The 21965-nt window shown below is 61.1% G+C and carries 19 protein-coding genes; 15 read left to right on the forward strand and 4 right to left on the reverse strand.

Annotation, left to right across the window (positions count from 1 at the left end; genetic code table 11):
* Positions 1-139: 139 nt before the first annotated feature.
* The 13 genes from rpsK to M653_RS0123835 all read left to right on the forward strand — a co-directional run bounded on the left by rpsK (position 140) and on the right by M653_RS0123835 (position 14164).
* Complete coding sequence (rpsK, locus tag M653_RS0123775; protein WP_006205444.1) at positions 140-529, forward strand: 30S ribosomal protein S11; 390 nt, start codon at positions 140-142, stop codon at positions 527-529.
* Between the two features lie 102 nt (positions 530-631).
* Positions 632-1642, forward strand: coding sequence for a DNA-directed RNA polymerase subunit alpha (locus M653_RS0123780; RefSeq protein WP_006205443.1), 1011 nt, complete (start codon positions 632-634; stop codon positions 1640-1642).
* 104 nt (positions 1643-1746) lie between these two features.
* Positions 1747-2175, forward strand: coding sequence for a 50S ribosomal protein L17 (gene rplQ, locus M653_RS0123785; RefSeq protein ID WP_027145580.1), 429 nt, complete (start codon positions 1747-1749; stop codon positions 2173-2175).
* A 177-nt stretch (positions 2176-2352) separates the two neighbouring features.
* The gene (locus M653_RS0123790) at positions 2353-3846 is read left to right on the forward strand and encodes a DegQ family serine endoprotease (protein WP_027145581.1); all 1494 of its coding nucleotides are present in this window, start codon (positions 2353-2355) and stop codon (positions 3844-3846) included.
* Between the two features lie 145 nt (positions 3847-3991).
* Positions 3992-5299, forward strand: coding sequence for a replication-associated recombination protein A (locus M653_RS0123795; RefSeq protein WP_027145582.1), 1308 nt, complete (start codon positions 3992-3994; stop codon positions 5297-5299).
* A gap of 5 nt (positions 5300-5304) precedes the next feature.
* Positions 5305-5982: a DUF930 domain-containing protein gene (locus M653_RS1000000137800; protein ID WP_245262285.1), complete on the forward strand. Its 678-nt coding sequence runs from the start codon at positions 5305-5307 to the stop codon at positions 5980-5982.
* A 157-nt stretch (positions 5983-6139) separates the two neighbouring features.
* The gene (locus M653_RS0123805; RefSeq protein WP_027145584.1) at positions 6140-6961 is read left to right on the forward strand and encodes an aspartyl/asparaginyl beta-hydroxylase domain-containing protein; all 822 of its coding nucleotides are present in this window, start codon (positions 6140-6142) and stop codon (positions 6959-6961) included.
* Between the two features lie 307 nt (positions 6962-7268).
* Positions 7269-8858 (forward strand): hypothetical protein, encoded by a 1590-nt coding sequence (locus tag M653_RS0123810; protein WP_245262286.1) that lies wholly within the window; start codon positions 7269-7271, stop codon positions 8856-8858.
* Positions 8859-8906: 48 nt separating this feature from the next.
* Positions 8907-9281 (forward strand): fluoride efflux transporter CrcB, encoded by a 375-nt coding sequence (crcB, locus tag M653_RS0123815; protein WP_027145586.1) that lies wholly within the window; start codon positions 8907-8909, stop codon positions 9279-9281.
* Between the two features lie 104 nt (positions 9282-9385).
* Positions 9386-10366, forward strand: a complete 981-nt coding sequence (locus M653_RS0123820) for an RluA family pseudouridine synthase (RefSeq protein ID WP_027145587.1) — start codon at positions 9386-9388, stop codon at positions 10364-10366.
* Between the two features lie 47 nt (positions 10367-10413).
* The gene (locus tag M653_RS0123825; RefSeq protein WP_051442781.1) at positions 10414-11286 is read left to right on the forward strand and encodes a DMT family transporter; all 873 of its coding nucleotides are present in this window, start codon (positions 10414-10416) and stop codon (positions 11284-11286) included.
* Between the two features lie 12 nt (positions 11287-11298).
* Complete coding sequence (locus tag M653_RS0123830) at positions 11299-12090, forward strand: ATP12 family chaperone protein (protein WP_027145589.1); 792 nt, start codon at positions 11299-11301, stop codon at positions 12088-12090.
* Positions 12091-12274: 184 nt separating this feature from the next.
* Entirely contained in the window at positions 12275-14164 is a 1890-nt protein-coding gene (locus M653_RS0123835; RefSeq protein WP_027145590.1) for an MFS transporter, read from the forward strand.
* 79 nt (positions 14165-14243) lie between these two features.
* On the opposite strand, the gene M653_RS0123840 is transcribed toward M653_RS0123835, so the two are convergent.
* Positions 14244-14438 carry a DUF2735 domain-containing protein gene (locus M653_RS0123840; RefSeq protein WP_027145591.1) on the reverse strand — a complete coding sequence of 65 codons (195 nt, stop codon included), beginning with the start codon at positions 14436-14438 and terminating at the stop codon, positions 14244-14246.
* Positions 14439-14750: 312 nt separating this feature from the next.
* Here M653_RS0123840 and M653_RS0123845 point away from each other — a divergent pair, with 312 nt between their 5' ends.
* Positions 14751-15791 carry a glutamine synthetase beta-grasp domain-containing protein gene (locus M653_RS0123845; protein WP_027145592.1) on the forward strand — a complete coding sequence of 347 codons (1041 nt, stop codon included), beginning with the start codon at positions 14751-14753 and terminating at the stop codon, positions 15789-15791.
* A 664-nt stretch (positions 15792-16455) separates the two neighbouring features.
* Here M653_RS0123845 and glnA read toward each other — a convergent pair.
* Together glnA and M653_RS0123855 are read right to left on the reverse strand one after the other, a co-directional pair.
* Positions 16456-17865: a type I glutamate--ammonia ligase gene (glnA, locus tag M653_RS0123850; RefSeq protein ID WP_015317961.1), complete on the reverse strand. Its 1410-nt coding sequence runs from the start codon at positions 17863-17865 to the stop codon at positions 16456-16458.
* A 61-nt stretch (positions 17866-17926) separates the two neighbouring features.
* A complete protein-coding gene (locus M653_RS0123855) occupies positions 17927-18265 on the reverse strand; it encodes a P-II family nitrogen regulator (protein ID WP_006205430.1) in 339 nt (112 codons plus the stop codon).
* A gap of 357 nt (positions 18266-18622) precedes the next feature.
* Here M653_RS0123855 and M653_RS0123860 point away from each other — a divergent pair, with 357 nt between their 5' ends.
* On the forward strand, positions 18623-20152 hold the full coding sequence (locus M653_RS0123860) for a bifunctional ADP-dependent NAD(P)H-hydrate dehydratase/NAD(P)H-hydrate epimerase (RefSeq protein WP_027145593.1): 1530 nt from the start codon (positions 18623-18625) through the stop codon (positions 20150-20152).
* Positions 20153-20178: 26 nt separating this feature from the next.
* On the opposite strand, the gene M653_RS0123865 is transcribed toward M653_RS0123860, so the two are convergent.
* The gene (locus tag M653_RS0123865; protein WP_027145594.1) at positions 20179-21711 is read right to left on the reverse strand and encodes an acyl-CoA carboxylase subunit beta; all 1533 of its coding nucleotides are present in this window, start codon (positions 21709-21711) and stop codon (positions 20179-20181) included.
* Positions 21712-21965 lie beyond the last annotated feature (254 nt).

Consider the following 21965-nt stretch of genomic DNA (forward strand, 5'->3'; position numbering starts at 1 on the left):
GGGAGTGAGTAGCTGTTAGTGAGTAGTGAGAACCGGCGTTAACGCCTGCACCTCGTCGTTACTCACCAATTCACTATTCATTTTTCCAGGTGGAGCCGCTGGCATTACGGCGGTGTAGAGATCAACTGAAAGGACTACCATGGCCAAGGAAGCCGCACGTGTTCGCCGCCGCGAACGCAAGAACATCTCGTCGGGCGTTGCCCACGTCAATTCGACCTTCAACAACACGATGATCACCATCACCGACGCGCAGGGCAATTCGATCGCCTGGTCGTCGGCCGGTGCCCAGGGCTTCAAGGGTTCGCGCAAGTCGACCCCATTCGCCGCCCAGATGGCTGCCGAGGACGTTGCCAAGAAGGCCCAGGAACACGGCATGCGCATGCTCGAAGTCGAGGTCTGCGGACCGGGCTCCGGTCGTGAATCGGCGTTGCGTGCCCTGCAGGCGGCCGGCTTCACCATCACCTCGATCCGTGATGTGACGCCGATCCCGCACAATGGCTGCCGCCCGCGCAAGAAGCGCCGCGTCTAAGCAATTTATCGAACGCCGCGTGAGCGCCCAGGGCGCTCCTCCGCGGTATTCCAGGTCGCCCGCCACGATTGGATGGTGGCGGGTCAACGGAAGGAAAGCATCATGATCCAGAAAAATTGGCAGGAACTGATCAAGCCGAACAAGATCGAGTTCTCGTCGAAGAAGAAGACGCTGACCACGCTGGTCGCCGAGCCGCTCGAGCGCGGCTTTGGCCTGACGCTCGGCAACGCGCTGCGCCGCGTGCTCCTGTCTTCGCTGCGCGGTGCGGCTGTCACCGCCGTGCAGATCGACGGTGTTCTGCATGAATTCTCGTCCATCGCCGGCGTGCGCGAGGACGTGACCGACATCGTCTTGAATATCAAGGAAATCGCCATCCGCATGGAAGGCGATGGCCCCAAGCGCATGGTCGTGCGCAAGCAGGGCCCGGGCGCGGTTCTGGCCGGCGACATCCAGACGGTTGGCGACGTCGAGATCCTCAACCCCGACCACGTCATCTGCACGCTGGATGAAGGCGCTGAAATCCGCATGGAATTCACCGTCGACACGGGCAAGGGCTATGTGCCTGCGGAGCGCAACCGCGCCGAAGACGCGCCGATCGGCCTGATCCCGGTCGATAGTTTGTATTCGCCGGTCAAGAAGGTCTCCTACAAGGTCGAGAACACCCGCGAGGGGCAGGTTCTCGACTATGACAAGCTGACCATGACCATCGAGACCGACGGTTCGATCTCGGGCGAGGATGCGGTGGCTTTCGCCGCCCGCATCCTGCAGGACCAGCTTGGCCTGTTCGTCAACTTCGACGAGCCGCAGAAGGAAGTCGCCGCGGAAGCCGTCACCGAGCTCGCCTTCAATCCGGCGCTGCTCAAGAAGGTGGACGAACTCGAGCTTTCGGTGCGTTCGGCCAACTGCCTGAAGAACGACAACATCGTCTACATCGGCGATCTCATCCAGAAGACCGAAGCCGAGATGCTGCGCACCCCGAACTTCGGCCGCAAGTCGCTGAACGAGATCAAGGAAGTTCTGGCGGCGATGGGCCTGCACCTCGGTATGGAAGTGCCGGACTGGCCGCCGGAAAACATCGAAGACCTCGCAAAACGTTACGAAGACCAATATTGAGCATGAACTCCAAGGATCGGCGGCGTGAGCCGCTCGATCCGACGGTCGTGCGGAAAACCATCAGAGGCCGTGGCCTCTTGAACAACTGAAGAAGGAAAAGAGCCATGCGCCACGGTTTCAAAGGCCGCCGCTTCGCCCGCAGCATAAGCCACCGCAAGTCGATGTTCGCCAACCTGGCGGTGTCGCTGCTCGAGCACGAGCAGATCGTCACCACCTTGCCGAAGGCGAAGGACCTGCGTCCCATCGTCGAGAAGCTGGTGACGCTCGGCAAGCGCGGCGACCTGCACGCCCGCCGCCAGGTGATCGCGCAGATCGGCAATGAAGGCGTCGTCAAGCGCCTGTTCGATACCATCGCCCCGCGCTACGCCACCCGCAACGGCGGCTATTTGCGCATCATGAAGGCCGGCTTCCGTCACGGCGACAATGCCGCGATGGCGGTCATCGAGTTCGTCGACCGCGACACCTCGGCCAAGGGCGCCGGCGACCGCGCTCGCATCGAAGCCGAAGGCACGGACGAAGCCGCAGCCGCATAAGGTTTCGTCTTTCCAGATTGATTTAAAGGGGCCTGCGGGCCCCTTTTTCATATTCCGCGCGCAAAGGCGTACCCAAAAATATTGATTGCCGCGAAAATAATCGGATTTCAGCGGCTTAGCCTTTCATTTTGCACATTCGTCGGGACAATGCGCCCGAACTCGCTTGGAGGATTCGCAATGCGCGCCAAAAAACTGTCCCTTGTTCTGCTCTGCGCCTTCATGGTGTTCGCAGCCGCACCGGCAGTCCGGCAGGCGCTAGCCGAGGACGCCGCCAAGCCAGCCGATCCGGGGCTCTCCGATGTGCTGACCGATTTGTTGCATGGCGTCGAAGGCGAGAATGCCACTTCCGGCCCGGACAAGCGCGTGCCGTTCGGCCGCGAGGAGGTCCAGCTTTCCTTCGCGCCGCTGGTCAAGCAGACGGCGCCGGCCGTGGTCAATGTCTATGCCTCGCAGACGGCCAAGGTGACCTCGCCTTTCGAAGGCGATCCCTTCTTCGAGGAGTTTTTCGGCCGCGCCCAGCCGCGTGCGCAGTCTTCGCTGGGCTCGGGCGTGCTGGTCGATCCGAGCGGTGTCATCGTCACCAACTTCCATGTCATCAAGGACGCCGACGAGGTCAAGGTGGCGACCGCCGACGGCCGCGAATTCGCCAGCAAGGTGATGCTCAAGGACGAAACGCTCGATCTGGCCGTGCTCAAGATCGAGTCCGACAAGTCGTTTCCGGTCATCGCCATCGGCGATTCCGACGCGCTCGAGGTCGGCGACCTGGTGCTGGCCATCGGCAATCCCTTCGGCGTCGGCCAGACCACCACCAGCGGTATCGTTTCCGCTCTTGCGCGCAGCCATATCGGCGTTTCGGACTCTGGCTATTTCATCCAGACCGATGCCGCCATCAATCCCGGCAATTCCGGCGGTGCGCTGATCAATATGGGCGGCCAGCTTGTCGGCATCAACACCGCCATCTACAGCCGCAGCGGCGGCTCGATCGGTATCGGTTTTGCCATCCCCGCAAACATGGTGCGGGCTTTCGCCGATGCCGCCAAGGCCGGCCTCGATTTCTTCGAACGGCCCTATATCGGCGCCGAGTTCGAAGCGGTGACGCCACAGATCGCCGAATCGCTCGGAATGGAAAAGCCAATCGGGGCGCTGGTCTCCTCGGTCGACGCGACGGGTCCCGCCGGCAAGGCAGGGCTGAAGCCGGGCGATGTCGTGCTGCAGATCAACGGCAAGCCGGTCGAGAGCATCGAGGCGCTGGACTATCGCATGGCGACCCTGTCGATCGGCACCAAGGCAAATTTCGCGATCCTGACCAAGGGCCAGCAAGCAGCCTTGGATATCGCGCTGGAGCGCGCGCCGGAGGGTGCAAAAGCCTCGGAGGTGACGCTGCATGGCCGCAGCCCGTTCTCGGGCGCCAAGGTCTCGGAACTGTCGCCGCGGCTGGCCCAGAAGCTCGGCCTGCGCACCGATCTCAAGGGCGTGACCGTGATCGACATCAACCGTGATTCGCCGGCCGCCGATTTCGGCTTCCAGCCGGGCGACATCGTGCGCGAGGTCAACGGCACCAGCATCGACACCGCCGCAATGTTGGCGCAGGTAGCCCAGCAGGATACGCGCTGGTGGCGCTTTACCGTCGAGCGCGGTGGGCAGATACTGCGCCAGGTGTTGCGTTACTGAGTTCGACCCCTGATGGGATTGCGCTCCAAACTTAAAGCAGATCGGCGTTTTGCCGAAACGCCGATCCGCTCTATCTCCTTGTTTTGACGTAATTCCGGACGGAAAAAGGCTTCACGCTTTTCCCGGAATTGCTCTGAGGAAGTGCATGGCCGATCTGTTCAGCGTCGACGAACCGGAAAAGGTGCTGCCCGGGCGGCCGCTGGCCGACAGGTTGCGTCCGAAGAACCTTGGCGAGGTCGTCGGCCAGGAGCATTTGACGGGCCCCGATGGCGCGCTGACCCGGCTGATCGGCTCCGGTTCACTGGGCTCGATGATCTTCTGGGGGCCGCCCGGCACCGGCAAGACCACGGTGGCAAGGCTGCTTGCCGGCGAGACCAGCCTTGCCTTCGAGCAGATATCGGCCGTCTTTTCCGGCGTCGCCGATCTGAAGAAAGTGTTCGAGGCGGCCAAGCTGCGCCGCGCCAACGGCCGCCAGACCCTGCTTTTCGTCGACGAGATCCACCGCTTCAACCGTGCCCAGCAGGATTCTTTTCTCCCCGTCATGGAGGATGGGACGGTCGTCCTGGTCGGCGCCACAACTGAAAACCCGTCCTTCGAACTCAACGCGGCCTTGTTGTCGCGCGCGCGAGTCATGGTCTTCCATTCGCTCGGCGAAGACAGTGTCGCCAAGCTGATGACGCGCGCGGAGGAGACCGAGGGCAGGGCGCTGCCGCTCGATGACGAGGCGCGGGCGATGCTGATCCGCATGAGCGATGGCGACGGACGTGCATCGCTGACGCTGGCCGAGGAAGTCTGGCGTGCCGCCAAGCCTGGCGAGATATTCGATCCCGAAGGGCTGCAGCGCATCGTCCAGCGCCGTGCGCCGATTTACGACAAGGGCCAGGATGGCCATTACAACCTGATCTCGGCGCTGCACAAGTCGGTGCGCGGCTCGGATCCGGATGCCGCACTCTACTATCTCGCGCGCATGTTCGATGCCGGCGAGGATCCGCTCTATCTCGGCCGCCGGCTGGTACGCATGGCGATGGAGGACATCGGGCTGGCCGATCCGCAGGCACTGGTCATCGCCAACGCCGCCAAGGATGCCTATGACTATCTCGGTTCTCCGGAGGGCGAACTCGCTTTCGCCGAGGCCACCGTCTATCTCGCCACCGCGCCCAAATCCAACGCCGTCTATACGGCCTTCAAGGCAGCCACGCGGGCCGCGAAGGAACATGGCTCACTGCTGCCGCCCAAGCACATCCTCAACGCGCCGACCAAGCTGATGAAAGAGGAGGACTACGGCGCCGGCTACCGTTACGACCATGATGAGCCGGACGCCTTTTCAGGCCAGGACTATTTTCCCGAAAAGATGGGTCGACAGACCTTCTACGATCCGCCCGAGCGTGGTTTCGAGCGCGATATCAGAAAGCGGCTCGACTACTGGGCAAAGCTGCGCAAAGAGCGGGAATAGCCGGTTTGCGTCGCCCGGTGGTCGTCACGCTTCGGGACGAGGCTTCGCCCTGGGGCATTTCAACTTCGGTCGTCCTCCATACACTGTTCGCCGGGACACTGGCATTGATGCCGTTGCCGAAGCGGCCGAACCGGCTGGAGGAAGAGCGGGTGTCGGTCGACATCCTGACGCCTGAACAGTTCGAGGCATCGGCGAAACCGCCGCCGGCCTCCGTAGCTCCGGCGCTACCGGCGGCACGGGCGGCAGAGCCACCGCCTGCTTCGAACCCGCCCAAAACCCAACCGCCCGCCGCGCCTGCCATGATTCGCCCGACGCGGATGCTATCGGCCAAGACCCTGGCCGATCCGCGCAGCAGGCAGGCGCGCGCCGATCTCAAGACCTTCGCATCCGACGAGCGCATGGTGCAGCTTTGCAGTCTGGAGCCCATGGATCAGATCCGCCAATGGCATGCGGATTTCCAGCCGGAGCGGGTGGTGCCCTACGCAACCGCCGAGGAAAAGATCACCGGCACGACGATCGCCGCTGATGGTGCGGCTTTCCGCAGCCGCAAAAACTGGTACAGTCTGAAGTTCAAATGCCAGCTCGCACAGGACGGCGAAAGCGTCATTGGCTTTGAGTTCCTGGTCGGCGATCCCGTGGCCAGGGACAAATGGGACGAGCTTGGCTTGCCGGCGGTGCATTGACAGCCCGGCAGGCTCCACCAGGCAGCCAGCCCGGCCGGATACCATGGCCGTTGTGCGGTGACCCAAAAAACCTTATCAAGGCGCACGGTCGGGCGGTGGCCGTTGCCATGATTTGGGCACCTCATTCGCAACAGGATCGCGCATCGCGCGTGGAAAAATGACAAAAACCCTTCGCAAATCGCTTCGCAAATTCGCTATTGCCATCCCGATTCTTGCCCTTGGCTTCTATTTCATACCGATCCTGACGACGATCTTCATCGTCTGTGGTCTGATCGATGTGCTGCGCAACGACAGGAAGGATCTGGCGCTGTTCAGCGGCTACTTCCTTGGCAACGGGCTTTTCACCTGGTTGCTCTCACCCTTCAACCTGCTGGTCGATCTTCTGTGCTACAGAAATCCGGGCGTGTGGAAGCTGGAGCAGTTTCCCGCCGACTATCAGCGTGAGGTCAACGAGGTCCTTGATGTCTTCAAGGCGCGCAAGGATGAGATCATCGCCGATATCGACGCCAATTTCGGCGCCGGCCGGCGCGGCATGTATGTCTACCAGTGGTACGGCAAGCACAGGATAGACAACGTCGAGGAATTCAACAAGGATTTCAAATACATCAAGACGATCGCCGTTTCCGTCTTCAGCAAGCGCGAATCGACCTCCTGGCATTTCGGGCCGCTGCGGCTCAGCCTGCGCATCCTCTACAATCTGATCCCGGTGAAAGCTGAGATTTTCGTCGAATGCGGCAACGTCAAGAACTACTGGTACGACAATCCGCAGTTCATTTTCGACGACACGCTGCTGCATCGCTCGGTCAACGAATATGATGGCCGCCGCTACTGCGTGTTCATGGATATTATCAGGCCGTCCCCGGTGCCTCGCCTGATCGCCGGCATGCTCGCCATCGTCTCGGTGAGCGTCGAGCGCATCAATTCGATGTTCTACAAGAACTGGAAGATGATCGGTTCGACCAAGCCGAAAACCACCTGATCTGAAGAGCGGCTGAAGCTGCCTGGTCCGCCGGCAGCGCAGCCGCTTCCTGCGCAAGGAGCGGCATTTTTGGTGGCCGCTCGCACCATCTTAGTATGCATTTTGAACATTGGATCTTATGAGATCCTGTCTCTGACAATTTATCCAAGCGGTAATTTTTTTAGCGTATCCACCACGCTGGCGGCGCCAATGCGTTTAAATGCCTATTTCTTCACTGTGGCTTCCTTGGGTGGGTCGGTTGACGGAGAACAAAGCATTCCGATTTTGGGTCGGGACCTATCTCTGTAGCGCATTGATAGGAATCTCCTTGTGCGTCGTTTATTTAAATCTTGAAGAGAAAGTCTATTACTGGGACTTTATTGCTTATTTCAACGGATTTAATCAACTCGGTGCTCTCTTGGTTGAGAGCCCTCTCAAGTGCCTGAATCGATTGGGCCTGTCTATCCAGACGGATGATTACGGTTTGGCAATTTTGGTGCCGTTGCTGCCGTTCTATGTGCTTTTTGGAGGTTCAAGGCTTCCATTCATCATCGGAATAGTCACGGTCTATCTGGTTCCCACAGTCCTTTTCATAGCGAGAATGAGCTACCTGGAGGCTGTCTCCAAGACGTCGCCATCCCGTGGCTGGGTCGCCGTCTGGATTGCGGCCTTTCTCTACACTCCGTTCTGGGCGGCGACGCTTCGCGGGTTACCTGATATTGCCGGCTGTTTCACGCTTGCCGCGGCAACGTATTTTCTTTGGAGGTCAAAGTTCCTGACCCGCGAGCCGGTGATCAGCGGGATTTGCGTCGGCGTGTGTCTGTGGTCTGCGTTCATGCTGCGCCGTTGGTATGCATATGGTGCGATGGGGATAATGCTCTCCGCGGCGTTCTTTTGCTTGTTGCAGGTCGCGAAGGACCGAAACATCCCGACCCTCTGGAAAGCCGTGTTAGGAGGTGCCTGTGCAATTCTCGTTATTCTTGGAACCGCATGGAATTTCCAGCTGCCCCTGATCGCCAGGATCCTGGGAACCAGCTATGGCGACCTTTACAGCGGATACAGGACGACCTTCGTCTCCCAAGTCGACCAAATAGAATCTCGTCTCAGCTACGTGAACTGGCTGCTGATTTTTGTAGGAATTTACTACTCTATCATACGTCGCAATAATTTTTCCCTGTTCTGCGTCGTGGCCTCCATACTCACGTTTCTTCTTTTTACCCGCACGCAGGACCTGGATCGGCATCATTCGATGCCACTTTTCCTTTGGCTCTTTCCTGCATACGCCCAGGCAATCGTGGCCATCGTTTCGATGCCGGCACTGAGATCGCGATGGTCAACCGTCGCCATAGCCGTTGTCGCCGGATTTGCGTATTTCGGTACCCTTTTACCGGTCGGCCGCCAGTGGCTGTCGCCGGTCAGATTCGTCTTCGCCAGGGAAGCAACGCTTCCCCTTCGACTTGACAATTTGGAAGAATATAAACGCCTCATTGATGATCTGGTCAACAAAACGAAATCCGGAGACCGTTTCTCCGTATTCGCCTCAAGCTCGGTGATGAGTGATTCTCTGCTGTTTGTTATGAATCCCGATCTTTTTCCCCACCTTACCTTGTCTTGCCAGGTTGACAGCCGCGACCAATTCCGCGTGGAGCCGTTGAAGTCCAGATATATTGTTGTAACCGACCCGCCAGTGACCCACCTGCAGCCGGGTGCGCAGATCTGCATTACAATGCCTGCGCAATACATTGTTCAGGGGAAAGGCATCGGAGCCGCATACAGACGCATTGCGGAATACCAGCTGTCGGGCAACGTTACCGGCTATCTCTACGAGCAGATGCGTCCGGTCAGCAAACAGGAAATCGATGCCCTGTACGGCGAATTCAGGAAGAAATATCCAGGCTGGACAACGCCTGAGTGGTGACGGCCGATCGGCATTGACCGAGGCTACCGTGTGAGGCAGTAAACTTCCATGTTCAATCTGCTTCTCGTTATGGTCGGCGGCGGCATCGGTGCAGGCATCCGCCATCTGACCAGTATGGGCGCGCTGCGCCTTGTCGGCCCCAATTATCCCTGGGGCACGATGGCGATCAACATCATCGGCTCCTTTGCGATGGGGCTGTTCATCGGCATTTTGGCGCGCCGCGGCGGATCGAACGAGCTCAGACTGTTCGTCGCCACCGGCATCCTTGGCGGCTTCACCACCTTCTCTGCCTTTTCGCTCGATTTCGCGGCGCTATGGGAACGGGGAGCCACGCTGCCTGCGTTCGGTTACGCGCTTGCAAGCGTCATTGGCGCGATCATTGCCCTGTTTCTGGGACTTTGGCTCGCAAGAAGCCTGCCATAAAGCACGCCATGGCATGCTTTATGGTTTTGGCCGGCATGCATTAGTGCTATTGCCGCGCCAAGCGCAGGCCAAGAGCCCTGCTCGGGAAAACGGATAGCGAAAAAATGGCAGGCGTTGAACAGATCACGGTGGAGGCCGGCGAGGCGGGCATGCGGCTCGATCGCTGGTTCAAGACGCATTTCCCGGGACTTGGCTTCGGCCATCTGCAGAAGCTGCTGCGCTTCGGCCAGATCCGCGTCGATGGCGGCCGGGTCAAGGCCGACACCCGCGTCGAGCCGGGCCAGATGGTGCGTGTGCCGCCGCTCGAGGTGGACAAGAAGGGCGAGAGCGCGCTCACGGGCCACTCGATCCGCAACCAGGGCGACGCGGATGTGCTCGCCAAGATGCTGCTCCATGAGGACCCGAAAGTCTTCGTCTTCAACAAGCCGGCGGGCCTCGCGGTTCAGGGCGGCTCCGGCGTCACGCGCAATGTCGACGACATGCTGGAAGCCTGGCGCAGCCAGAAGGGCGAGAAGCCGCGGCTGGTGCATCGGCTCGACCGCGATACGTCGGGCGTACTGGTTGTCGCCCGTACCAGGCTTGCCGCCATGAAGCTCTCCGAGGCGTTCCGGGCGCGAGAAACCAAGAAGACCTACTGGGCGTTGGTCAAAGGCGTGCCGCCCAAGCGCGAGGACAAGATCTCGACCTGGCTGATCAAGGAGCCGACAGAGGATGGCGACCGCGTGCGCGTGGCCGCGCATGGTGAAAAGGGCGCCGACCATGCTGTGTCCTACTACCGCATCATCGAGCAGGCGGCGCAGACCATGACCTGGCTGGAGATGGAGCCCTATACGGGCCGCACCCACCAGCTCCGCGTCCATGCCGCCTATATCGGCTGCCCGATCATCGGCGACCCGAAATACTTCGAAGCCGACACCAACTGGGATTTTCCCGGCGGCATTCAAAACCGCCTGCACCTGCACGCGCGCCGCATCATTATCCCGCACCCGGACAAGGGCGTCATCGACGTCACCGCGCCGATGCCGCCGCACATGCGCCAGAGCTGGAACCTGATCGGCTTCGACGACGCCAGCGCGGAGGATTGATCGTGAGCGGCGCCACCGACGCGCTCGATCGGCGCGATACAGTCGATATGGCCGCCGCCGCCATCATGGTCGGGCTGACCTTCTCCTGGGGCCTGAACTACGTCGCCGCCAAGATCTCCTACGCCGGCTACGACCCCGTCTTCCTGTCAATCGCACGCTCGGTCATCGGCGGCTTCTGCGTCTTCCTCTGGTGCCGCTGGCGCGGCATTGCGCTGTTCACCAGGGATGGGACATTGCTGGCCGGCATCGCGGTCGGCGTGCTTTTCGGCGTCGAGTTCCTTTGCCTCTATGTCGGGCTGGAGCACACCACCGTTGCCCGCAACACGCTGCTGGTCAACTCAATGCCGTTCTGGATGCTGATCGGCGGCCACTTTCTGCTCGGCGAACAGATCACCACGCGCAAGTTCCTTGGCCTGCTGTTGGCTTTCGCGGGTCTCGCCACCGTTTTTTCCGACAAGCTCGGCGGTAGCGGAGACATGCTGTTCGGCGATCTCCTGAGCCTTGGTTCCGGGTTTTTCTGGGCCCTGACCAACATCCTCATCAAACGATCGAAACTGGTCGAGGCAAGCGCGGAGAAGCTGCTGCTCTATCAACTCGCCGGCGCGGCGATCGTTGGCGTGTTGGTAATGCCTCTCGCGGGCCCACCCGTTCGCGATCCAGCCTTGCTGCCGACATTGGCGCTGCTTTTCCAGGCAATCTATATCGTCGCCTTTACATACGTGCTGTGGTTCTGGCTGCTGCGCCGCTATCCGGCCTCCGGCCTGTCGAGCTTCACCTTCCTGTCGCCGGTCTTCGGTGTTTTATGCGGTGCGATCATCTTGAACGAGCCGCTGACCATTCGCATTTTTCTGGCACTTGGCTTGATTGCGACGGGGCTGATCATCGTCAACCGGCCGGCACGTAAGCTGACGCCGGTGTGAGAAAGAGACTTCATGCGTGACATCCTCAACGACCTTGAAGTGGGCAAGTATCTTTCCGATCCGGATCCGGTACGTCGCGCCCAGATCCAGATGAAGACGCCGCTGCCCAAGCGCTTCTACAAGGAGGTCTCGGTCGTGCCGGTGGAAGCTGGTTTTGCGGTGCAACTCGACGGCAGGCCGGTGCGCACGCCCGGCAAGGCGCTGCTGGCGCTGCCGACTGAAGCGGCCGCGGCGCTGGTTGCCGGCGAGTTCGCGGAACAGGGCGAGACGATCAATCCGGTGACAATGCCGGTGATGCGGCTGGTCAACACCGCCATCGATGGCGTGGCCAGCGATCCGCAGGCGGTGCTGGAAGACATTCTGCGGTTTGCCTCGTCGGATCTGCTCTGTTATCGCGCCGATGCCCCGCAAGGGCTGGTCGAGCGGCAGAACGAACAGTGGGATCCTGTCATCGACTGGGCACGCGCCGCGCTTGGGGTTCGCTTCAACCTTGCCGAGGGTATCATCCATGTCGAGCAGCCGCGCGAAACCATTGCCGTGCTGGGCAGCCACCTGGCGCAGCGCGCCGAGCCGCTGCGCCTGGCCGCCATTCATGTCATGACATCGCTGACCGGCTCGGCATTGCTGGCGTTGGCGGTCGATTTCGGCGAGCTCGACGGCGAGGAGGCCTGGGCCGCCGGCCATGTCGACGAGGACTGGCAGATCGCGCAGTGGGGACAGGACGCCGAAGCAGCCGCGCGTCGTGCCGCCCGCAAACGAGACATGATGGCCGCTGTCAGCTTGCTCGAAGCGCTGCGGGGCTGAGCGCTTCGCTCCGCCTTCGCACTGCACCTAATACGAAAGTCATAATCCCATCGTCGCGGTGCCTTTCCCCGGCGCTTTCTGCCATTTTTCATGTGCTGGCTGCGCTTTTTGAGTCCGCGTTCGGAGGAGAACGCGGACGTTGGCGCACAGCATCTAGGACTGGGTCTCACGGGAGGATAACTCAATGGCAATGGCATCGACCGCCGGCGGAAGGAGCCGGGGCATGACGCGGGAGGAGAAGAAAGTCATCTTCGCTTCCTCGCTCGGCACCGTTTTCGAATGGTATGATTTCTATCTCTACGGCTCGCTGGCGGCTTTCATTGGCTCGACCTTTTTTAGTCCGACGATTCCCGAGGCAACGCGCAACATCTTCGCGCTGCTGGCCTTTGCCGCAGGTTTCCTGGTGCGCCCGTTCGGCGCGCTGCTGTTCGGTCGCATCGGCGACCTCGTCGGCCGCAAATACACATTCCTGGTCACCATGACGATCATGGGCCTGTCGACCTTCCTGGTCGGCCTGTTGCCCGGCTATGCAACCCTGGGCATCGCTGCTCCGGTGATCCTGATTGTCCTGCGCATGCTGCAGGGTTTGGCGCTGGGCGGCGAATATGGTGGTGCGGCGACCTATGTCGCCGAGCACGCGCCCGATGACCGCCGCGGCTTTTACACCTCTTGGATCCAGACGACAGCGACGCTCGGCCTGTTCCTGTCGCTGATCGTCATCCTGATTGTGCAGGGATCGCTGAGCAAGGAGAGCTACGCCGCCTGGGGTTGGCGCATTCCTTTCATCGTCTCTTTCCTGCTGCTCGCCATTTCGATCTGGATCCGGTTGTCTCTCTCGGAGTCCCCGACCTTCCAGAAGATGAAGGACGAGGGCAAGGGCTCCAAGGCGCCGCTCTCGGAAGCCTTTGGTCAGTGGAAAAACGCGAAGATCGCTCTCCTGGCGCTGCTCGGCCTCACCGCCGGTCAGGCCGTCGTCTGGTACAATGGCCAGTTCTACGCGCTGTTCTTCCTGCAAAACGTGCTGAAGGTCGACGCGCAGTCGGTCAACATCATGATCGCCGTCGCGCTGGCGCTCGGCTCGATCTTCTTCGTCGTGTTCGGCTGGCTCTCCGACAAGATCGGCCGCAAGCCGATCATCATGGCTGGCCTGGCGCTTGCCATAGTCTGCACCTTCCCGCTGTTCAAGGCATTGACCTGGGCCGCCAATCCGGCGCTCGCCAAGGCACAGCAGAGCACTCGGGCAACTGTGACGGCAGCACCCGGCGACTGCAGGTTCCAGTTCAATCCGGTCGGAACCGCGAAATTCACGACGTCCTGCGACATCGCGACTTCGTTCCTGACCAAGAACTCGGTTCCGTACGATGTGGTGTCGACGGCCGCGCCCGGGACGGCCGCGTCGGTCAAGATTGGTACAGAGACGGTGGCGTCCTACGACGCGGTCGCCGCCGGCGATCAGGCCAAGGCCAAGGACGCGGCCTTCGCCAAGGCTGTCAACATGTCCCTGCGGGACGGCGGTTATCCGCTGAAGCGTGCGGCGATCAAGGTTGCGGACCCGAAACTCGATGCGTTTGTTGCCGCCAACCCGGAACTGAAGCTGGACGCCGCCGCGATCCGTGCCGGTGAGAAGGCGACTGTGCCGATTGATCAGGCGGTCAAGGACAAGCTCTTGACTACCGAGGAGGCAGCGGGCGCGCCCGAGGTCACCGTCTACAACATACCGGGCGGCGGCGCCTTCGCCATGTTCGCCGATCCGGCGGCGGTGAATTGGCCGATGACAATCGGTATCCTGTTCATCCTGGTGCTGTTCGTGACCATGGTCTACGGGCCGATCGCGGCGATCCTTGTCGAGATGTTCCCGACTCGCATTCGCTACACTGGCATGTCATTGCCCTACCACATCGGCAATGGCTGGTTCGGTGGCCTGCTGCCGGCGACGGTGTTCGCGCTCAGCGCCTACAAGGGCGATATCTACTATGGCCTCTGGTATCCGGTGGTAATTGCGGCAATGACGCTGATCATCGGCATGATCTTCGTCAAGGATACGCTCGGTACCGACCTGCACGCCAAGGAGTAGCCGATCGGCCGATACGAACGAAAAGCCCGGCGCGAGCGATCGCGCCGGGCTTTTTCATGTGAGATCGACGTGGAGGGCTTCAGCTCTTCCGTTGCGGGTTCTCTTCCTCGACGGCGGCCTCGTGATACCAGCCATCGGAATCGGCGTGCTCGCCGCGAAGCGCGGCAAGCTCTGCCGCGAATTTGGCCTTGGCGCCTAAATTTAAGGCAGGCTTGCGCGCTGCCAGCGGGAACATCAGGATTTTCGCCGACGGACGCGATTGCGTGACTTGCATTGCCGGTCTCCCTGCTTTTTCAGAAGCTTGCCGATTCAGTTCTCATCAAAATAGGTTCTGCGATTCATTTAGGCAATATGCTCAGGAAAAGATCATGATTTGCCTATGATTTAAGCAGTATTGCCGTTTGGCCGATCTTGACGCATTGCTGAGACGGCTCAGCAAAATCAAAGCCTTGGCATGACCATTTTGCCGCACCCGTCGGAGGCCGAGTGGCATACGAATTGCTTTTTAACCATCGGCAGGCCGGCCTGTTTCGGCCATGCATCGACATCGCCTGCTTGCGGTGTCCAAGCAACGAGAGGCTCTAGAATGACCAAATACAAGCTCGAGTATATCTGGCTCGATGGATACACCCCGGTCCCCAATCTTCGCGGCAAGACGCAGATCAATGAATTCGCCGAGTTCCCGACGCTCGAGCAGCTGCCGCTGTGGGGTTTCGACGGGTCCTCGACGCAGCAGGCCGAGGGGCATAGCTCCGATTGCGTGCTGAAGCCGGTCGCCGTCTATCCCGATCCGGCCCGCACCAACGGCGTGCTCGTCATGTGCGAAGTCATGATGCCCGACGGCGTTACGCCGCATGCATCCAACAAGCGCGCCACCATCCTCGACGACGAAGGCGCCTGGTTCGGCTTCGAGCAGGAGTATTTCTTCTACAAGGATGGCCGTCCGCTCGGCTTCCCCGAAAGCGGCTATCCCGCGCCGCAGGGCCCGTACTATACCGGCGTCGGCTATTCGAATGTCGGCTCCGTTGCGCGCCAGATCGTCGAGGAACATCTTGATCTCTGCCTCGCGGCCGGCATCAACCACGAAGGCATCAATGCCGAAGTGGCCAAGGGCCAGTGGGAATTCCAGATTTTCGGCAAGGGTTCCAAGAAGGCCGCCGACCAGATGTGGATGGCCCGCTATCTGATGCAGCGCCTGACCGAGAAGTACGGCATCGACATCGAATACCACTGCAAGCCGCTCGGCGACACCGACTGGAACGGCTCGGGCATGCATGCCAATTTCTCGACGTCCTATATGCGTGAAGTCGGCGGCAAGGCCTATTTCGAAGCGCTGATGGCGGCCTTCGACAAAAACCTGATGGACCACATCGCCGTCTACGGCCCGGACAACGACAAACGTTTGACCGGCAAGCACGAGACAGCGCCCTGGAACAGGTTCAGCTATGGCATCGCCGATCGCGGCGCCTCGATCCGCGTCCCGCATTCGTTCGTCAAGAACGACTACAAGGGCTATCTGGAAGACCGCCGTCCGAATTCTCAGGGCGACCCCTACCAGATCGCCTCGCAGATCCTGAAGACGATCGCTTCGGTGCCGGCGAGCGCAGAGGTTTCGGCCGCTGCCTGATTCTCTTTGCGGCGTGGTCAGCTCCGCGCCGCACGCGGATGTTCATTGTGGAAAAGGCCCGGGCGGAAACGCCCGGGCCTTTTTGCCGGAACGGCGAATTCCCCCAAAAAAAGTCAGGTTGAAAAGGGACGGGCAATTTTAGCCGAACGAGAGGCTTTGGTTGACGCCCCTTGCCGCCACTCGTCTCATGCATTTCCGAGTTCATTGAAAAAGCCCGGAAAACAGCCTGTTTCAGCTCGTCCGTACACCACCGATCCTTTATATAAGCCACTGTTCATACATCGAAATCGGCGATTTGTGCCTCCGGCAGGCGGCGTTGACAGGCCACGCCGCGGCATGCGTATTCGTCGCCTTGGGGGTTACGCCAAAGCGATGCTGTTCGAACGGGGCGGGGGTTTCGTGAACGACGGCATTGGCGGGGGCGCCGGACGAGCGGGCATTGCAGCCTGAGGCAGTGCGCCGCTCGCTCCTGGCGTTCGATTGTGTCCCGAAAGGCCATCCGCCAACGTCCTCGAACGGGTTTTTTGCCACCCAACCCGAGGTCTTCTGCGGCGGCCAAGAGGGCCGGCTGCCCGAGCTCAGATGCGTCCTCCTTGGATCAGCAAAAAAGCCCTTGAAGGGGGGAAATCCTTCAAGGGCTTCGAAACACTATCCGAGCGGAATCTTAGACCGAATAGTACATGTCGTATTCGACCGGATGCGGGGTCATTTCGAAGCGCATCACTTCGGCCATCTTGAGCTCGATATAGCTGTCGATCTGGTCGTCGTCGAAGACGCCGCCGGCCTTCAGGAAGCCGCGATCCTTGTCGAGGCTCTGGAGCGCTTCGCGCAGCGAACCGCAGACGGTCGGGATCTTCTTCAGTTCCTTTGGCGGCAGGTCGTAGAGATCCTTGTCCATCGGCTGTCCCGGGTGGATCTTGTTCTTGATGCCGTCGAGGCCGGCCATCAGCATGGCGGCGAAAGCGAGATAGGGGTTCGCACCCGGATCGGGGAAGCGGACCTCGACGCGCTTTGCTTTCGGTGAACTGCCGAACGGGATGCGGCAGGACGCCGAACGGTTGCGCGCCGAATAGGCGAGCAGCACCGGCGCCTCGTAGCCCGGCACCAGTCGCTTATAGGAATTGGTCAGCGGGTTGGTGAAGGCATTGATCGCCTTGGCATGCTTGATGATGCCGCCGATGTAGAACAGGCAGCTCTCCGAAAGACCGGCATACTCATTGCCGGCGAAAGTTGGCTTGCCGCCCTTCCAGATCGACTGGTGGACGTGCATGCCCGAGCCGTTGTCGCCGAAGATCGGCTTCGGCATGAAGGTCGCCGTCTTGCCGTAGGCGTTGGCGACCTGGTGCACGACGTACTTGTAGATCAGCATCTTGTCGGCGTTGCGGACCAGCGTGTCGAACTTGATGCCGAGTTCGTGCTGGGCGGCGGCCACCTCATGGTGATGCTTTTCGACGCGCACGCCCATTTCGGCGAGCACCGTCAGCATTTCGGAGCGCATGTCCTGTGCCGAATCGATCGGCGGCACCGGGAAATAGCCGCCCTTGATGCGCGGGCGGTGACCGAGATTGCCGGTCTCGTAATCGGTGTCGTCGTTCGACGGCAGTTCGGTCGAATCCAGCTTGAAGCCGGTGTTATAGGGATCGGCCTTGTACTTGACGTCGTCGAACACGAAGAACTCGGCTTCCGGGCCGACATAGATGGTGTCGCCGATGCCTTCCGACTTCATGTAGGCCTCGGCCTTCTTGGCCGTGCCGCGCGGATCGCGGTTGTAGGATTCGCCCGAGACCGGATCGAGGATGTCGCACAGGATGACCATGGTCGACTGCGCGAAGAACGGATCCATGTGGACTGTGTCCGGATCGGGCATCAGCACCATATCGGACTCATTGATGGCCTTCCAGCCGGCGATCGAGGAGCCGTCGAACATGACACCGTCGGCAAACATGTCTTCCTCGACCTCGACAACATCCATCGTCACGTGCTGCAGCTTGCCCTTCGGGTCGGTGAAGCGCAGGTCGACGAATTTCACGTCGTTGTCCTTGATCTGCTTCATGATGTCTTTGGCTGTCGTCATGTCATGTATCCCTGTGTGCTGACGTTTTTTGATGGATGACGTTTCTTAGAGGATGGCCGGCTCAAACCGCGTCCATTCCGGTTTCGCCGGTGCGGATGCGCACGACTTCCTCGATGTTGGAGACGAAGATCTTGCCGTCGCCGATGCGGCCGGTCTGGGCCGCCTTGCGGATGGCCTCGATCGCGCCTTCCACGGCATCGTCGCCGAGCACGACCTCGATCTTCACCTTGGGCAGGAAGTCGACGACATATTCGGCGCCGCGGTAGAGTTCAGTGTGACCCTTCTGGCGCCCGAACCCCTTGGCCTCGGTTACGGTGATGCCTTGCAGTCCGGCCTCCTGAAGCGCTTCCTTCACTTCGTCCAGCTTGAATGGCTTGATGATCGCTTCGATCTTTTTCATGTAAAAAGTGGCCTCCACTGCCAAAAAAACGGGTTGTGAGCCCCCGCTTGCGCCTCAATCAAGCACGAACTGTGCCAGTCGGAGGGAACAGAAGCGGTGTCATACGATTTCAAAGCTATGTCACCCCCAGATGCAAATTCGCGTCATGCGCTGCATTGGAAGCGGCATGAACGGCTGTAGCCTATCCGGCACTCCTGTGCATGTCTGCCCAATATCTGGGCAAATTGCTCATCTGGTGCGCAGCTTGGTGCCTGCGATCCTTGCGCCGATCGACATGGTCATGACAGCGCCAGCTCCTCCCCGTTTGCGTCGAGCCGAAAACTGGACAATGCTTGATCGAATGCGGATCGGCAATCCATGAGCCACGAACTTCTTACTTCCGCCGAGATGGGCGAGGCGGATCGGCTGACAATTGCAGCAGGTCCACCCGGCGGCATTGGATTGATGCGACGTGCCGGGCAAGCCGTCGCGGCCGAAGTGCTCAGGCGCTATCCCGCGGCGGCGCACGTCCATGTGTTGTGCGGCCCGGGCAACAATGGTGGCGACGGTTATGTCGTTGCCCGGATCCTTGCCGGCAGCGGCGTCGCCACGACGGTCTGGGCGTCTGCCCCGCCGAAGCCGCATAGCGATGCGGTGCTCGCCGCCGTCGAATGCCCAATCAAGCCCCGGCCGCTATTGGACTTTGATGCCGGTTCCGGCTCGATCGTGGTCGATGCGCTTTACGGGGCAGGGCTGTCCAAGCGGCTGTCGGGCGAGGCCGCCAGGGCGGTCGATCTGGTCACCGACCTGCATTTGCCGGTTGTCGCGGTCGACCTGCCTTCCGGCATTTCCGGCGACAGCGGCAAGGTGCTCGGCAGGTCGTTTTCGGCCGAGCTGACAGTGACGTTTGCGCGCAAGAAGCCCGGCCATCTGCTCCTGCCCGGCCGGGAGCGATGCGGCGAGATCGTGCTTGCCGATATCGGCATCGGGGCGGAGATCATTGCAACGCTCCAGCCCCGGACGTTCGAGAACGGACCAGCGCTTTGGTTGCGCGATTGGCCGGTGCCGGCCGTCGACGCGCACAAATACAAGCGCGGCCATGTCGGTGTCTTTTCCGGTGGCCCCAATGCCACCGGCGCGGCGCGGCTCTCTGCATTTGGCGCTGCCCGAAGCGGGGCAGGGGCGGTGACGGTCCTGTCGCCGGGCAACGCCATGCAGGTCAATGCCGCGCACCTGACCTCAATCATGCTGCGCAGGGCCGACGACGCTGCCGACATTGAGGCATTTGTCGAGGAGCGCCGGCCATCGGCCTTTGTTCTCGGGCCTGGCTTTGGCGTCGGTGAAAAAACCCAGGCGTTCGCGCTTGCGCTGCTCGCGTCGGGCAAGCCAGCGGCCGCGTCCACTGGAATTGCCGGGCTGGTCTTCGACGCCGACGCGATCACTTCGTTTCGTGAGGCGCCGGATGCCTTGTTCGAAGCCGCCCGCGGGCCGGACGCGCCCGCGCTGGTGATGACACCGCATGAAGGGGAGTTCGCCAGGCTGTTTCCTGGCATCGCCGATGACAATGCCTCATCGAAGCTTGACAAGGCACGCGCGGCGGCAGCGCGCGCCAATGCCGTCATCGTCTACAAGGGCGCCGATACGGTGATCGCCGCTCCGGACGGCAGGGCAGCGATCAATTCCAATGGCGCGGCCTGGCTTGCCACCGCAGGGTCGGGCGATGTGTTGTCCGGCATCACGGCCGGACTGCTTGCCCAAGGCATGCCGGCCTTCGAAGCGGCCTGCACGGCGGTCTGGATCCATGCCGAGACCGGCAGTCGGTTCGGGCCGGGGCTGATCGCCGAGGATTTGCCGCTGGCAATGGTGCCGGTGCTGCGCGAACTGGTGGCTGCCGGAGGCGGGCGCTGATCAACCGCGATGCCCGCGACACCAGTTCACAGCGGAATGTTGTCGTGCTTCTTCCAGGGGTTCTGCATATCCTTGTTGCGCAGCATGCGAAGCGCTCGGGCGATACGGCGGCGGGTCGAGTGCGGCATGATCACCTCGTCGACATAGCCGCGCTCGGCGGCTACGAATGGCGACAGGAAGCGGTCCTCGTAAGCCTTTGTATGGGCAGCGATTTTCTCGGCATCGCCGATGTCCTTGCGGTAGATGATCTCGACCGCGCCTCTCGCCCCCATAACGGCGATCTGCGCCGTCGGCCAGGCATAGTTCATGTCGCCGCGCAGATGCTTCGACGCCATGACGTCGTAGGCGCCGCCATAGGCCTTGCGGGTGATGACGGTGATCTTCGGCACGGTCGCCTCGGCATAGGCGAAAAGCAGCTTGGCGCCATGTTTGATCAGGCCGCCATACTCCTGCGCCGTGCCGGGCAGAAAACCGGGAACATCGACGAAGGTGACGATGGGAATAGAAAAACAGTCGCAGAAGCGCACGAAGCGCGCCGCCTTGCGGCTGGCGTCGGAATCGAGCACGCCCGCCAGCACCATTGGCTGGTTGGCGACAAAGCCGACCGTGCGGCCCTCGACCCGGCCGAAACCGGTGACGATGTTCTTCGCAAAACTCTGCTGGATCTCGAAGAAATCACCCTCATCGGCGACCTTCAGGATCAGCTCCTTGATGTCGTAAGGCTTGTTGGCATTGTCGGGGATCAGCCGGTCGAGCGACATGTCATGGTCGGTGACCGACTGGTAGCATTCGATCTCGGGGAGCTCCGACGTGTTGGAAGCTGGCAACAGGTCGACCAGCCGGCGCATCTGCAGGAGTGCTTCGACGTCATTGTCATAGGCGCCGTCGGCGATCGAGGATTTCGTCGTGTGGACGGAAGCGCCGCCGAGGCTCTCGGCGGTCACCGTCTCGTTGGTAACGGTCTTCACCACATCCGGCCCGGTGACAAACATGTAGGAGGTGTCGCGCACCATGAAGATGAAATCGGTCATGGCGGGCGAATAGACGTCACCGCCGGCACAAGGGCCCATGATGACGGAGATCTGCGGAATGACACCCGAAGCGAGCACATTGCGCTGGAATATCTCGGCGTAGCCGCCGAGTGCGGCGACGCCTTCCTGGATGCGCGCGCCCCCGGCATCGTAGAGGCCGATGATCGGCGCGCGATTGCGCAGCGCCATCTCCTGCACCTTGATGACCTTTTCGGCATGGGCTTCCGACAGCGAGCCCCCGAACACCGTGAAATCCTTGGCGAAGAGATAGACCGGCCGGCCGTTGACCGTGCCCCAGCCGGTGACGACGCCATCGCCTGCGATCTTGGTCTTCTCCATGCCGAAGTCGGTCGAGCGGTGCTCGACATACATGTCGAACTCCTCGAACGAGCCCTCGTCGAGGAACACCTCGATGCGCTCGCGCGCTGTGAGCTTGCCCTTCTTGTGCTGGGCGTCGATGCGGGCCTGGCCGCCGCCCATGCGGGCGATGTCACGCCGCCGCTCGAGTTCCTTCAGCACGTCTTTCATCGCTCGGTCCCCAGAAAACGGAAGCTGCGTTTGTGGTAATGATGCCCGTCGGGGAGCGCAAGCGTCGGCTTCTGGCTGGTTTTTGCTGCACCGCAACATCGCGCCTCTTGCATTCCGGGGCGAACTCAGCCATATGCAACCCATAGGCGCTTGGGCCGGGAGATTCCGGCCTTCTCGACAAATGAGACTGGTTGCGTCTGTTTTCCCTCTTTCCGGTATATCGGCCCCTCTTTCCGGTACATCACAAAGTGGCG

It is taken from the genome of Mesorhizobium sp. WSM3626 (genome assembly GCF_000513935.1).
Taxonomy (GTDB): Bacteria; Pseudomonadota; Alphaproteobacteria; order Rhizobiales; family Rhizobiaceae; genus Mesorhizobium; species Mesorhizobium salmacidum.

Bases quoted from the DNA above. Each gene is read 5' to 3' on its own strand.
- rpsK (WP_006205444.1), top strand. From the start codon at position 140: ATGGCCAAGGAAGCCGCACGTGTTCGCCGCCGCGAACGCAAGAACATC.
- M653_RS0123780 (WP_006205443.1), top strand. From the start codon at position 632: ATGATCCAGAAAAATTGGCAGGAACTGATCAAGCCGAACAAGATCGAG.
- rplQ (WP_027145580.1), top strand. From the start codon at position 1,747: ATGCGCCACGGTTTCAAAGGCCGCCGCTTCGCCCGCAGCATAAGCCAC.
- M653_RS0123790 (WP_027145581.1), top strand. From the start codon at position 2,353: ATGCGCGCCAAAAAACTGTCCCTTGTTCTGCTCTGCGCCTTCATGGTG.
- M653_RS0123795 (WP_027145582.1), top strand. From the start codon at position 3,992: ATGGCCGATCTGTTCAGCGTCGACGAACCGGAAAAGGTGCTGCCCGGG.
- M653_RS0123805 (WP_027145584.1), top strand. From the start codon at position 6,140: ATGACAAAAACCCTTCGCAAATCGCTTCGCAAATTCGCTATTGCCATC.
- crcB (WP_027145586.1), top strand. From the start codon at position 8,907: ATGTTCAATCTGCTTCTCGTTATGGTCGGCGGCGGCATCGGTGCAGGC.
- M653_RS0123820 (WP_027145587.1), top strand. From the start codon at position 9,386: ATGGCAGGCGTTGAACAGATCACGGTGGAGGCCGGCGAGGCGGGCATG.
- M653_RS0123825 (WP_051442781.1), top strand. From the start codon at position 10,414: ATGGCCGCCGCCGCCATCATGGTCGGGCTGACCTTCTCCTGGGGCCTG.
- M653_RS0123830 (WP_027145589.1), top strand. From the start codon at position 11,299: ATGCGTGACATCCTCAACGACCTTGAAGTGGGCAAGTATCTTTCCGAT.
- M653_RS0123835 (WP_027145590.1), top strand. From the start codon at position 12,275: ATGGCAATGGCATCGACCGCCGGCGGAAGGAGCCGGGGCATGACGCGG.
- M653_RS0123840 (WP_027145591.1), bottom strand. From the start codon at position 14,438: ATGCAAGTCACGCAATCGCGTCCGTCGGCGAAAATCCTGATGTTCCCG.
- M653_RS0123845 (WP_027145592.1), top strand. From the start codon at position 14,751: ATGACCAAATACAAGCTCGAGTATATCTGGCTCGATGGATACACCCCG.
- glnA (WP_015317961.1), bottom strand. From the start codon at position 17,865: ATGACGACAGCCAAAGACATCATGAAGCAGATCAAGGACAACGACGTG.
- M653_RS0123855 (WP_006205430.1), bottom strand. From the start codon at position 18,265: ATGAAAAAGATCGAAGCGATCATCAAGCCATTCAAGCTGGACGAAGTG.
- M653_RS0123860 (WP_027145593.1), top strand. From the start codon at position 18,623: ATGAGCCACGAACTTCTTACTTCCGCCGAGATGGGCGAGGCGGATCGG.
- M653_RS0123865 (WP_027145594.1), bottom strand. From the start codon at position 21,711: ATGAAAGACGTGCTGAAGGAACTCGAGCGGCGGCGTGACATCGCCCGC.